The organism is Spirosoma aureum (assembly GCF_011604685.1).
GTDB classification, from domain to species: domain Bacteria; phylum Bacteroidota; class Bacteroidia; order Cytophagales; family Spirosomataceae; genus Spirosoma; species Spirosoma aureum.
Genome location: NZ_CP050063.1, coordinates 4,972,010 through 4,984,250 on the forward strand (window position 1 = coordinate 4,972,010; position 12,241 = coordinate 4,984,250).

At 46.3% G+C, this 12,241-nt stretch carries 11 protein-coding genes; 6 read left to right on the forward strand and 5 right to left on the reverse strand.

What is annotated here, in order from left to right; genetic code table 11:
- Nucleotides 1–56 precede the first annotated feature (56 nt).
- Complete coding sequence (locus tag G8759_RS19685) at nucleotides 57–425, forward strand: DoxX family protein (RefSeq protein ID WP_167211203.1); 369 nt, start codon at nucleotides 57–59, stop codon at nucleotides 423–425.
- 26 nt (nucleotides 426–451) lie between these two features.
- On the opposite strand, the gene G8759_RS19690 is transcribed toward G8759_RS19685, so the two are convergent.
- Nucleotides 452–2,071, reverse strand: coding sequence for a GAF domain-containing hybrid sensor histidine kinase/response regulator (locus G8759_RS19690; protein ID WP_167211206.1), 1,620 nt, complete (start codon nucleotides 2,069–2,071; stop codon nucleotides 452–454).
- 296 nt (nucleotides 2,072–2,367) lie between these two features.
- Here G8759_RS19690 and G8759_RS19695 point away from each other — a divergent pair, with 296 nt between their 5' ends.
- Entirely contained in the window at nucleotides 2,368–2,523 is a 156-nt protein-coding gene (locus G8759_RS19695) for a hypothetical protein (RefSeq protein ID WP_167211209.1), read from the forward strand.
- 202 nt (nucleotides 2,524–2,725) lie between these two features.
- Nucleotides 2,726–4,198 (forward strand): hypothetical protein, encoded by a 1,473-nt coding sequence (locus G8759_RS19700; RefSeq protein WP_167211212.1) that lies wholly within the window; start codon nucleotides 2,726–2,728, stop codon nucleotides 4,196–4,198.
- A gap of 78 nt (nucleotides 4,199–4,276) precedes the next feature.
- Here G8759_RS19700 and G8759_RS19705 read toward each other — a convergent pair whose 3' ends face one another.
- Together G8759_RS19705 and G8759_RS19710 are read right to left on the reverse strand one after the other, a co-directional pair.
- Nucleotides 4,277–6,979: an ABC transporter permease gene (locus tag G8759_RS19705; protein ID WP_167211215.1), complete on the reverse strand. Its 2,703-nt coding sequence runs from the start codon at nucleotides 6,977–6,979 to the stop codon at nucleotides 4,277–4,279.
- Nucleotides 6,963–7,157 (reverse strand): hypothetical protein, encoded by a 195-nt coding sequence (locus tag G8759_RS19710; protein WP_167211218.1) that lies wholly within the window; start codon nucleotides 7,155–7,157, stop codon nucleotides 6,963–6,965. Before G8759_RS19710 ends, G8759_RS19705 begins: the two co-directional genes overlap by 17 nt.
- Before the next feature lie 618 nt (nucleotides 7,158–7,775).
- Between G8759_RS19710 and G8759_RS19715 the strand changes: the two genes are divergently transcribed.
- Nucleotides 7,776–8,150 carry a GIY-YIG nuclease family protein gene (locus G8759_RS19715; RefSeq protein WP_167211221.1) on the forward strand — a complete coding sequence of 125 codons (375 nt, stop codon included), beginning with the start codon at nucleotides 7,776–7,778 and terminating at the stop codon, nucleotides 8,148–8,150.
- 78 nt (nucleotides 8,151–8,228) lie between these two features.
- On the opposite strand, the gene G8759_RS35950 is transcribed toward G8759_RS19715, so the two are convergent.
- Nucleotides 8,229–8,363: an SDR family oxidoreductase gene (locus G8759_RS35950; RefSeq protein ID WP_232073880.1), complete on the reverse strand. Its 135-nt coding sequence runs from the start codon at nucleotides 8,361–8,363 to the stop codon at nucleotides 8,229–8,231.
- 52 nt (nucleotides 8,364–8,415) lie between these two features.
- Nucleotides 8,416–8,679: a hypothetical protein gene (locus G8759_RS36320; protein WP_167211224.1), complete on the reverse strand. Its 264-nt coding sequence runs from the start codon at nucleotides 8,677–8,679 to the stop codon at nucleotides 8,416–8,418.
- A gap of 487 nt (nucleotides 8,680–9,166) precedes the next feature.
- Here G8759_RS36320 and G8759_RS19730 point away from each other — a divergent pair, with 487 nt between their 5' ends.
- Together G8759_RS19730 and G8759_RS19735 are read left to right on the forward strand one after the other, a co-directional pair.
- The gene (locus G8759_RS19730) at nucleotides 9,167–9,505 is read left to right on the forward strand and encodes a PadR family transcriptional regulator (protein ID WP_167211227.1); all 339 of its coding nucleotides are present in this window, start codon (nucleotides 9,167–9,169) and stop codon (nucleotides 9,503–9,505) included.
- A complete protein-coding gene (locus tag G8759_RS19735) occupies nucleotides 9,493–12,222 on the forward strand; it encodes an ABC transporter permease (RefSeq protein ID WP_232073881.1) in 2,730 nt (909 codons plus the stop codon). Before G8759_RS19730 ends, G8759_RS19735 begins: the two co-directional genes overlap by 13 nt.
- Nucleotides 12,223–12,241 lie beyond the last annotated feature (19 nt).

A 12,241-nucleotide genomic window follows, 5' to 3' on the forward strand; every position in this document is an offset into this window, starting at 1 on the left:
AGGAGTCATGCGCATTCCGTCGGAGTTTTGTTTTATAAAGCTCAAAAACGGAACTCATGAACACTATTCTCTGGATAAGCCAGTTTTTTCTGGCAATCGTATTTACGTATTCAGGCTGGATGAAGTCGACCAAATCGGAGGCTCACCTGGTGGCGATCGGTCAGACTGGGGTAGAGCATTTGCCGATTCGTTTGATTCGGTTTATCGGCCTGGCTGAATTGGCGGGTGTGGTTGGTTTGATCGTACCCGGATTGCTCACTATTCAGGTACTGGTAACATCCATAGCAGCCTTTGGATTAGGACTCATTATGATTCCAGCCTCTATCATTCATTACCGGCGACATGAACCCAAAGCCGTTTGGTTTACTATTGGCATTTTCCTGCTCTGTTTATTTGTTGCCTGGATGCGGTTTCAGGGCATTTAACTTCATCAATTTGCCCAGTTTTAAGCTTAAATAAATTTCGTCAGCATATGTATTAATTCATCGGGAAGAAATGGCTTGCGTAGAAAGAATCGAAAACCCGTTGCTTTTACCCGCTCTATTGTTTCGCTACTGTCGTCGGCCGACAAGGCGATTAACGGAACATCTGGCTGAATTTCCTGTAAGCGCTCCGCTAGTTCATAGCCATCCATCTCGGGCATATATAAATCCAGCAGAATCCCTTTGTAGGGAGTATTACGAGCCGATTCAAGTGCTTCTAGTGGCGAATTAAACACTGCGACCTGACCGCCATATCTGCTGATTAAGTGCGACAGTATCTTAGTATTCATTGGATTGTCGTCAACAGCCATAAGTAACTCATCGGACCGAAGTAGACCAGACAATCGCTTCGTAGCCACTTCAACAATGGGTAAGGTCAACGAAAAGCCGAACGTCGATCCTCTCCCCTCCTGGCTGTTGACTTCCAGCGTACTACCCATTAACTCCAGTAACTGCCGGGTAATGGCTAAGCCAAGGCCGCTTCCTCCATAAAGCCGAGTGGTTGCGGCAGAAACCTGTGTATATTCATTGAACAGTGATGCCAGCGAAGATTGGGGGATGCCAATGCCCGTATCGCTAACTTCCATTTTTACGGTAACCGCTTCAGGTGTTGCTGAAACCAGTTTAGCCTGAACACTCACCTTTCCACTCTGGGTAAACTTAAGGGCATTGCTGACCAGATTTAGTAAAACCTGCAACAGGCGGGTTGCATCACCTTCTAATCGGGCCGGTAATCGAGTATCTATTTCAGAGACCAGGTCAAGTTTTTTCTGCTTCGCTTGCCAGGCCTGCATCTCAAGCGCCTGTTGAATCAATTCCTGCAATGAGAACGGAATTGATTCTAACAAAAGCTTACCAGCCTGTAGTTTACTATAATCGAGAATATTATTGACCAGACTAACCAGTGTACGGCCAGTTGTTTGAAGGCGTAGTACGCTATTCTGCTGGTTTAGGTGAGGTTCTTCATCCAGTAATAGTTGGGTGTATCCTTCTAAAGCATGTAGTGGTGTGCGAATTTCGTGGCTTAGCGTTGCCAGCAAATGAGCCTTTTGGTGGGCAAGTTCGACGGCATCTGTCCGCGCCTTGCGTAATTGATCGTTGGTTCTGCGCAATTCCATCAGTAGCATGACCTGATCCGCCAAAGCCTGTAACGCCAGTTGCTGAGATGCGGCCAGCTGGCGGGGTTGATGATCAATGACACAAAGGGAACCAATGGGCAGACCGGTTGCTGAAAGCAGCGGTATACCCGCATAAAATAAAATATAGGGCTGACCCGTTACAGCTGGATTATCCCAGAACCGGATATCTTTCGTGGTATCCTCCACGATCAATGGCTGCTCATTGATGATGGTGTGAGCGCAAAGCGAAACCTCCCTTGGGATGACGCTTACCGCTAGCCCATAGAATGATTTTACCCATTGCCTATCCCGATCGATCAGGCTCACCATAGCAATGGGTGTTTGGCAGAGTTGAGAGGCAATATGGGAAACCCGATCATACTCTATCTCAGGAGCTGTATCCAGCAGATTATATTGACTTAGCGACTCGAGCCGTTGTACTTCGTTAGTAGGAATTGGTGCAATCAACATACATCCACGAACAAGTAAGGAGTAATTCTAACAGGAAAGATAAGCGTTACTGCATTGTACCACTACGAAAATACCGTAAATACTTTATTTATACTTTCAGAAAATCGCCCAATAATGACCGCCATAGTTGAACATAACTAATCTCAGCCGGTTTCTCTCAGGCTCTTCGGAATAAGAGGACGATCTCTTCTACCGTATCCAGCAAAATGATTCTTTTCTGCTGACTAATTAATTGATCGTTAGATTTAAAATAAAGCGTTTATGCCTGTTTGGTGTTCTATAGAAAACCCAAGCACATGGCGCACGAACAAAAGAAGAACAAGAATATTAAAAAAGTAGCTACCAAAGCTCCTAAAGTACATGGTAGCCCCAAAGTCCCAAAATATGAACAGAAGGATGTTGGTATTACACCACCAGGTATAGTAGTACCTAGCAAAAAAGACCGAAAATAATCAGATGTTGTTGGACTTATTGATTCACTAATTAATGATTAAGGCTGATGCACCCAAACCCGGATTTCGCGTCCGGGTTTGGGCTACCAATGGCAATGCATCAATTAGTTTTCACGCCTTAACATTCTTTAACAGCCTGCTTGTCAATACAGAGACTCTATCTCTGATCTTTGTTCTTCTTACGACTTACCTGTCTAATTAGATGAACGTAATGATCCTTCTCTCCCTTGCTGCCGCCCTGTTCTGGTTAAAAAATCCTGGGTACGCTCAATCCATTGAAAAGATTATTGTTAATCCGAAAGACAGTCTCACTGGCTACTATCTGGCCATCCAACCGGCTAGCCATACGATTTCAAACGTATTGGTTCTGCTACCCGGTTATGCTCAAACGCCCGAAAGTATCTTTCCAGAAACCAGGCTTCACAATGTCGCTTATGTCAATAATATACTCGTAATTGCGGTTGCCGAAGGGCCAAAAATCTATGCCGATTCGATCGTTGTGCCTAAATTAAATCAGGTCTTTAAAGATGTTATCAATCGATATGGTGTGCGGCCCGATCAATTCGTACTAGGTGGCTTTTCCGCTGGTGGTACGATTGCGTTACGTTATGCTGAACTCTGCAAAGAATCCCCCTCTGCTTATCCAATAAACCCTAAAGGCGTATTTACCATAGACTCGCCTGTTGATCTGATAAATTTATGGGGCTATTTCGAGCGGGAGATCGCCCGAAATTTTGCTGAGGCAGGGGTTTCCGAAGCCCGCTTTATAACAAAAGTTATGGCTCAGGAATATGGGACTCCAACATCCAATCTGTCCCAATATAAGCAACTGACTCCTTTTTATAGAGACCTCAACGAACCGGGTAATGAGCGTTTCTTAAAAAATATGAGCGTCCGGGTCTATCATGATGTGGATATTAACTGGTATCTGAAGGAACGAAGGCGAAGCATTTTTGACGCCAATTATGCCGATTCCTCAGAGATGATCAATCGTTTACTGGTGTTGGGCAATCAGCGGGCTGAGTTTGTCCAGTCTGATCGAAAAGGGTATCGAAGTAATGGCATGAGGCATCCGCACTCCTGGTCGATTGTCAATGAAGTAGAGTGTATCCAATGGATAAAGGGATTATCGTCGGGTGGTTACGCATATTCAACCCCCGCCAACTGGCGAACCGAACTAACTGATTTTCCCCTTGAGTTCGCTTCTAACCTGTCCTATAAAGGCACTGCTGATCTGCGATTTGCGCCTGGTTGGGGGCAGGTCGGTAGCGACGAATTCTGGTCCTATACCTCGCTGTGGTGGCTTGACGGCAAGCCAATTATCAATATCGCAACACTACAGCGGGATTTGGAAGCCTATTACACGGGGTTAATTAAGCTCAATGTCGTCAATAAATCCATTGAGGTAAGGCGTATCCCTAAACCGAAAGTAAAGGTCAGTGCTGAAGCACCCAGTCCAGGTAATGTGGCGGCTTACAGCGGGGTAATTAGCCTGTACGACCCCTTTATGACAAACCAGGTGATCGAGTTGCATTTCAAAGCATTCGTAAGCGATTGCCCCTCAGCCGCTAAAACAGCGATCCTTTTTGAGTTTTCCCCTCAATCCAAAACAAAGGCTATCTGGCAGACGATGGATCAAATTCAACACGATTTTAGGTGTATTGACTCCTTTTAGGATTTACACCAATCGGGCCTACCCCATTAAAACACCGTAAATTATAGGGTGCTTTCCAGAAGTAGACCCGATTAAAGCTTATTCACTTCGCAGGCTTTTGACAGGGTTCATTACGGCCGCTTTGATCGCCTGGAAACTAACGGTCAACACAACGAGCAGGAGCGCTAACACTAAGGTCACGATAAAAATACCTACCCCAATGGTAATGCGATAGGTATAATCCTGCAACCATTTTTCCATGGCAAACCAGCCAATCGGTGCCCCAATGACAAATGCAATCCCCATTAACTGAATAAAATCTTTGGTTAAAAGGCGAACAATATTGGTGACGGTCGCCCCTAATACTTTGCGGACACCGATTTCTTTAGTCCGTTGTTGAGCGGTATAAGCGGCCAATCCGAATAGCCCCAGACAGGAAATGAAAATGGTCAATCCAGTAAACAGGCCGGTTAATAAACCGGTGCGCTGTTCGTCAGCAAATTTGGCTTTATACGACTCATCGGCAAATGAATAGTCGAAGGGATAGCCCGAATTATATTTTTTGAAGACCGTCTCAACAAGTTCCAGATTTTTGGCTGTCGTGTTCGCCGGATTTAACCGAATACTTGTCCATGCCAGGTCGACCGAACCTTTTGGTCCATTGACAATCACCGGATTAATCGACTCATAGGGAGAGGCAAAAATGAAATCTTTCACAACACCAATCACCTGCCAATCCCGGTCATCGAAATGAATACTCGTTCCAACAGGATTTTTCAAATGCATTGTTTTTACGGCGGTTTCATTCAGCAAAACCGCCGATGAATCCGTACTGTATTTTCGAATATCAATCTCCCTGCCCGCCAGTAATTTCGTGCCAGTCGTTTTTAGAAAATCCTCATCGGCTCCAAATCGATCAAACTCGATGTCTTTATCCGTTTTTGTACTACCAGGCCATGAAAGGCCCCATTGGCGGGAGTTGATCGTCGTAATAGGACCAAGTGATTTGCTAACCGAAATCGCGGCTCCGCTTTGGAGTAATTCCTGTTGTAACGAGCCATAGTGCTTTGGCAGGTCACCCGTTAGGTAGAAAAACAGGAGGTTATTGCGGTTATAACCGCTTTCCCGATTCTGGGCGTAATTCAGTTGATGTTGAATCACCAACGTGGCTATTATCAGCACAATAGCAAAGGTAAATTGCGCGATTACCAATCCTTTTCTGGGCGAGAATATGGCATTTACGGACTGATAAGTTCCTTTAATAACCTTGACGGGTTGAAAGTTAGCGAGGAAAAAAGCTGGATAACTTCCTGCCAGCAAGCCCGTAAACAAAACAAAAGCAACAGCCATCAGCCAGAAATCTACCGTCCCAAGATCCAGGGATAACCGCTTGTCAGTTAAGTCATTAAACAGAGGAATACACAAAACGATCAGGAGCAACGCTAGTATTCCTGACAGCAAAGCAAGCAACATCGACTCGCTGATAAACTGAAAAATCAGCGCCGATTTCTGCGCACCGGCCACTTTTCTGACGCCGACTTCTTTAGCTCGTTTTTCGCTTCTGGCGGTACTTAAATTAACAAAATTGACAGCAGCAATCAACAGAATTAAGCCTGCAATAATGCCGAATAGACGTACGGTAACAATCTTCCCTTCAGTCAGGTAGCCATTTTCCTGCTTAGAGTACAGGTGCCATTTACTGGCCGGATGCAGGAAAATCTGCCTGTTCGATACATCATCGATTACTCCTTTGAGGTGTCCCGCTGTAACACGCTTGATCTTCTCATTGACAACATCTGGATTAGCCTTGTCTTTCAAAAGCACATACGTATAATTATTATTCGAGCTCCATTCGTCAGAGTCCCAGGCAGGTGTTACAAAATAGGCCCAGGGCAACAGATAGGATATACCGCTAAATTGAGTATTGTCAGGCAAATCATCCAGAATTCCTGTCACAGAAAAACTATCCTTACGATCAAGCTGAACCACTTTACCCAGCGCATCGGTTGTTCCAAACAATTTTTCCGACAGGGATTTTGTGATGACGATTCCGTTGCTCCCCGAAAGTGACGTTTGGCGATTGCCCGAAATGAATGGAAAATCAAATAAGTTCAGGAAAGCCGGATCAACGAAAGCACCGGAGATGTTCAGCTTTTTGTCAGTTGCTGTCAGAAGAAACGTGGTAGGCCGGAATCTGGAAACATCCTCGATGTCGGGATAATCCTGCTTTAGCGCAGGTGCCAAAGGCTTTGGTGTAGTCCCCCAAACCTGCCTGGTTCCGCTAAATTTATCCCGATTATAAACCTGAAAAAGACGGTCCGTTTTGCTGTAAAAGCGGTCGTAGTGGAGCTCACTTTGAATCCAGAGGAAAATGAGCGAAGAGGCCGCCATTCCAACAGCCAGTCCGGCAATATTGATGGATGCATAGCCTTTTGCCCTGATCAGATTGCGCCAGGCAACTTTTAAATAATTGCGAATCATAATAGGATCTAGAGTTGAGGGATGAGGGTATTCGCCGAATCGTTGATGATGTGCGGTTATTTTAGTCTGTTGGTGTAGCCTGTCCAGCCCATCAGTGGGTTTACGTTTGATCACGAAGGGCCTGAGTAAACTCACTACGTCCCGGATATAGCGAAGCCGCGCTTTTTTCAGGCCAATTTGTTGAACCCGCTCCTGAAACAACTCGTCCAGATCACCTTCCATCTCATCGACCAGGTGCGGAGCGCAGAACCACTGCAAAAAACGGGTAGCCCAGCGTGGTCCGACGGGTCGGGGAGGCTGCTGTTCAGATGGCGTCTTCATGACCAGGCAGTTTTAATGGTTCTTCCTGAATCTGCCTTCCGAGTAGTTGAGCCTCCTTCCTGTGGTTCGTAGAGCGTTTCATCTGATACATAATTTTACCTGCAACAATGGATCGCTCAGCCTCGGCCGGCCGACTGGTTACGGTTCTCAGGGCAACCTTTTTGAACGGCCGAAGCATGTATCTTCCATTGCTGGCTGTTTATTATACATATACATAACAAATGCCCTGCCAAACTAAGAAAGTGCCTTCTGTACACTATTTAAGGCTATTTGATAAATATCTAATGTTGTAGCTGTGTCCAGAAACGGACAGTAAACGTACTAATGTGGACACTCAATTTAGGACCGATGTTATCCGACAATGGCCAGAGAAATAGCCTCGCTGTCAATGATCCTGATTCCATTGAACTCTGGTTACATTTTGAATTGAACACAAAAATCCCCGCCCTCAACTGGAGCGGGGATTCTACACCGAAACGTCGGCTGATTGTAACTTGTACTTAACCTAAATCACTAGACCTCTCGGCTACAACTTTGGTTGGAATCAGTTTCAAATTCATAGTAAAAACTTGTTGAATTCGGTTTGCTACTGAGCTGATTCTAACGGATATGCCACTTCTTTTCAACAAGAACGCAAGCAAAACCAACGGTTTTAGAAGGAGTGATTCGTAAAATTATCCAGCGAGATGGACCGGTCAGGTAAATACTGGAAATACTAAAAACCGTTTACATAGAATTTGTTTGCCCGTTACTGTAAAACGACTAATTTACCAACAGCATAAAACTATAATCAACTATGTATCAGGACGATTACGGCCGTGAATGGGAAGGCCCGTTTCCTTTTTCACTAAGCATGATCAGTACTCATGCTCCCAGAGCAACTGGTGTTTATCAGCTTCTTTTCCCAAATGGGGGTGGTTTTGAGGTGGCTTATATTGGCATTGCTACGGGTGGAAATTTCATTTACAATCGACTTATGGCGCACTGTACCGGTTCCGGGAACTGGGCACTTGCCCGACTTAGTGATCCGGATTCTTTCCTGTTTGTCTGCTATCGGTGTGATGATCTGACCGCCAAACAGATAGAATCTCATGTTATAACCGTGAAAAAACCTCCCTTTAACGTAAAGCCAGAGTACAAGCATTTTATTCCAAGCATCTCGATCCATTAACGGCTCAGGTTACTTTGCCGATCGGGTCGTGTATCTCTGGGTTGCAAACAGTTGCAAGCTACCTTTACGGTATGCGAATCAATTGGTTGCCCCGCCATTCACTAACAAGTGCTGCCCATTCATAAAGGAAGACAGGTCGCTGGCAAAAAACCCAGCAACGTTAGCCACATCGTCTACGTCGGCCAATCGACCCATTGGGCAGCTTTCAGGCAATTGTTTTCATAGATCAGGATAGCTGGCCGAGTCGGTAAAGATGCCGGAATAATCAACGGCAAATGGAATGATCGAGTTTACCGTAACGCTCCGATGACCTATCTCCTTTGACAGAATATCGACCAGGTAGCTTAGTGTCGTTTTGCTGCCCCCATCTCCTTTGGGCAGGTTGCTTTTTTGGCAGACTTTCAGCATCACTTTCCAGCGACGTAGTTGAAGCCGGAATTGTATATACCATCCAATGCCAAAGTCCGCTTCCTGTCGGTGCGTCAATAGCATACATCGTCACTGCTAAGGCTTTTATTTGGGTGAGCATAACCTCTCAATGCAATTCTGATGAGATGTGTTCGCCCGAACGGTCAGGGGCAAATTGTTGACTGGTAAACAGTCCACCAAGTTCCTTGCTTTTCAAGGTAAACGTTTTCGCCAATCACTGCTGGCTACTATCGTGGCAGGGAATTCTGTTGCTATTATTTGCTTATAGTGTTTGAATTCTGTGCAAGGGATTATACAAAGACGGGCAGTCAACAAAAGGCAATCGTTCAGAAAGTATTGCTAAAGTTCAATTTTTAATTTGAATAAAGAGTAGGCTGCACATTGCACATTTGTTAAGATCTAGTTTCAGAATCTTTCTCTGAATGCAAAACCAATGTCCGTTTCTGTATAGGAAGTTGTCCATTTTTGGACAAGTTATTAGCGGCAGAGCCTAGAGTAAAGCCCATTTTGGTCCTATACACCACTTTTAATAATTTGGCAAAATATTTGTACGACAAAGTCTATACTAATTATCATCTCGTGCTACTATGAAACGAGCTTTTTTAGGGGAATTGGAAGAAGTTGTTCTATTGACAGTGGCCGCACTGCAAGAACAGGCTTATTGCGCCTTGATTACGCAAACGATTGACCAGCAGATGGCCCGTAGCATCAGCTTTCCTACGGTTCACACCACCCTGCAACGACTCGCCGAGAAAGGATTTGTCTCCTCCCAGATGGGTGGCGCAACTGCCGAGCGGGGTGGACGACAAAAACGACTCTTTACTGTCACGGTGGCTGGTCAGCGTGCCCTGATCGAGTGTCGGCTGGTACGTAGCCAACTGTGGGAGCAAATTCCAACACCCGTATTACAACTATGGGGCGCTTAACGGATGATGACAAGCGGTATTCACAGCCACCGGAACCCCGACCGCCCCACTGGGCCGAGTGGCTATTGAGCCAGTTCTGTCCGCCCGGCCTGGAAGATGAGCTACATGGCGATCTGCTCGAAATGTACGCTTACTGGGTGAAGACCGTCGGTGTACAGGGCGCATACTGGCGGTATGTCTGGGCTGTACTGCGGGTAATACGTCCGTTACCCTTGTTTAGGGCCCAAAAAACCCAGGATTATTCCCAACCCAATAGCCTTAATCCGACTATGTTACTCAATTATGTTAAAGTTGCCTGGCGCAACATTATTAAAAGCAAATCATTCTCCTCTATTAACGTATTTGGACTGGCGCTGGGCATGACCTGTTGCATGCTGTTGATGCTTTACATACGCAGTGAATTATCGTTCGATACGCAACACCAATACGCCAAAAGCTTGTATTTGGTGGGCTCACGGGCGACAATTGGACAGAATACAGGGCAGGAGTTTCCGATGGCGTCTGCGCCTTATGGACCAGCACTTAAAGCTGAATATCCGGAAATTGCGCAGATAGCCCGATTATACATCGCCGATGAAAAGTCGTTGCTCCAGGTGCGCGAGCCGGGAAAGCCGCTGAAATCGTTTTACGAAACGAAAGGGTATCAGGTCGATTCAACCTTCTTTGATTTGTTTACCTACACCTTCACAGAAGGCGATTCCCGAACTGCTCTGACGGACCCGCATTCGGTGGTATTGTCAGATGTGGTGGCAGCCAAGTTGTTTGGCACTACGTCGGTGCTCGGCCGACTGGTTCGGATCGGGGGTGAAGCTGGTATGGGCGAGGAATTTAAAGTGACAGGGGTGTACCAGAACACCACGACCAACTCGCACATCGACGCTCGCTTCTTTATTCCCCTTGCCTCGGGCGAGTTGGGAAATTACCTGCGGGAGGGCCAGCTGGATTTTGCCAATAACAACATGTTTTTGACGTATCTTCGGCTACAACCCAATACCGATCCCCGGGCATTAACCGCAAAGCTGCCCGCATTCATTGAAAAATATGCCCGCGCTGACCTCAAATCAGTGGGTTTCGATCGGCAGTTATTTCTAGTACCCGTTCCAGATCTGCACCTTTATCCTAATTTTCAGTCGGTGGTTACGCCGACAAATAGTATTACGTACCTCTATATACTGGGATCGATTGCCCTCTTTACATTGCTGATTGCCTGCATTAATTTCATGAACTTAGCGACGGCACGTTCGGCCAAACGGGCAGCGGAAGTAGGCGTTCGAAAAGTGATGGGGGCGCAGCAGGGCGCGCTTGTGTGGCAGTTTCTGGGCGAATCAGTCATACTTACCTTCCTGGCGTTCCTGATTGCGTTAGGACTGGGTGTTTTATTCTTGCCTATGTTCAACCAGCTCACTGGCAAGGCCTTGTCGATGAGTGAATTATTTGAGCCGAGAACGCTTTTCGCTTTGCTGGGAATGGCCTTGATAACGGGATTGTTAGCGGGCAGTTATCCGGCTTTTTATCTGTCGTTATTTGACCCGGCGAAGGTGTTAAAAGGCAAGTTTACGAATTCATTGTCGGCAGTAGCGTTACGTCGTGGTTTGGTCGTATTTCAGTTTATGGTGTCAGTTGGCCTGGTATTGGCCTCGTTTGTCATTCAGAAACAGATGCATTACCTGCGCGACAAGCCACTGGGTTTTACGCAGGATCAGCAGATTGCCATTCCATTCCGAAGCGGTGAGTCGCGTGCTGTCTACACCGCTTTCCGCAGCGAAATTTTGCGAAACAATCAGGTTATATCAGCCGCTGGGACGCAATTCTACCCCGGTATTGCTAACCAGAGCGATATGGTGTTTCATAGGCCCGACCAGAGCGTTACACAAGGACAGGATATCCGCACCAATCGGGTCGATTTTGAATTCCTGCAAACCATGAGTTTTCAACTAAAACAGGGCCGTTTGTTTTCGCGGCAGTTTCCTGGAGACACAGCTAATCGACTTATCGTTAATGAAGCTACGCTACGTAAATTTCAGATACCCGAGGCCAAAGCCATTGGTCAACGGCTGGACTTCGACTGGCAGGGCCAAACAACACCCTTTGAAATTGTAGGCGTCGTGAAGGACTTTCACTATGAAGACCTGCACCAACCCATTACGCCCTATGCGTTCTTGTTGAGTCGACGCCCAAGTTTCAATTATATCATCGTTCACGTCAACACGGCCAACATGACGAACATTCTAGGCTTTCTAGAGCAGAAATGGAAGGCGTTACGTCCCGACGAACCGTTTGAATATACCTTCCTGAACGAAGATTTTCAGAAAAACTACCAGGCAGAAGCCCGTACGTCGCGGATTGTGCGCACATTTACGATCATCTCCATTTTGATCTCGTGTCTGGGTCTGTTCGGGCTGGCTACGTTTGCCGCACAACAACGCCGGAAAGAAATCGGTGTGCGCAAAGTGCTCGGCGCGTCAGTAACCAGTATTGTGCTGTTACTCACCAAAGATTTTCTGAAACTGGTTTTCATCGCTATTCTGATTGCCTCACCAATTGCCTGGTACGCCATGCATCGATGGCTCCAGTTATTCGAGTACCGCATTGACATTCCATGGTGGGTATTCGTTGGGGCTGGTGCCCTGGCGTTGTTACTAGCGTTTATTACAGTCACGTTTCAAAGCCTCAGATCGGCGCTTGTTAATCCCGTGAAGAGCTTACATACTGATTAACCCTCTTCTTTTCTATAAA

Excerpts from the sequence above, each read along its gene's own strand:
- G8759_RS19735 (WP_232073881.1), top strand. The coding sequence starts at position 9,493 with ATGGGGCGCTTAACGGATGATGACAAGCGGTATTCACAGCCACCGGAA.
- G8759_RS19685 (WP_167211203.1), top strand. The coding sequence starts at position 57 with ATGAACACTATTCTCTGGATAAGCCAGTTTTTTCTGGCAATCGTATTT.
- G8759_RS19700 (WP_167211212.1), top strand. The coding sequence starts at position 2,726 with ATGAACGTAATGATCCTTCTCTCCCTTGCTGCCGCCCTGTTCTGGTTA.
- G8759_RS19710 (WP_167211218.1), bottom strand. The coding sequence starts at position 7,157 with ATGCTTCGGCCGTTCAAAAAGGTTGCCCTGAGAACCGTAACCAGTCGG.
- G8759_RS19695 (WP_167211209.1), top strand. The coding sequence starts at position 2,368 with ATGGCGCACGAACAAAAGAAGAACAAGAATATTAAAAAAGTAGCTACC.
- G8759_RS36320 (WP_167211224.1), bottom strand. The coding sequence starts at position 8,679 with ATGCTCACCCAAATAAAAGCCTTAGCAGTGACGATGTATGCTATTGAC.
- G8759_RS19690 (WP_167211206.1), bottom strand. The coding sequence starts at position 2,071 with ATGTTGATTGCACCAATTCCTACTAACGAAGTACAACGGCTCGAGTCG.
- G8759_RS19730 (WP_167211227.1), top strand. The coding sequence starts at position 9,167 with ATGAAACGAGCTTTTTTAGGGGAATTGGAAGAAGTTGTTCTATTGACA.
- G8759_RS19705 (WP_167211215.1), bottom strand. The coding sequence starts at position 6,979 with ATGAAGACGCCATCTGAACAGCAGCCTCCCCGACCCGTCGGACCACGC.
- G8759_RS19715 (WP_167211221.1), top strand. The coding sequence starts at position 7,776 with ATGTATCAGGACGATTACGGCCGTGAATGGGAAGGCCCGTTTCCTTTT.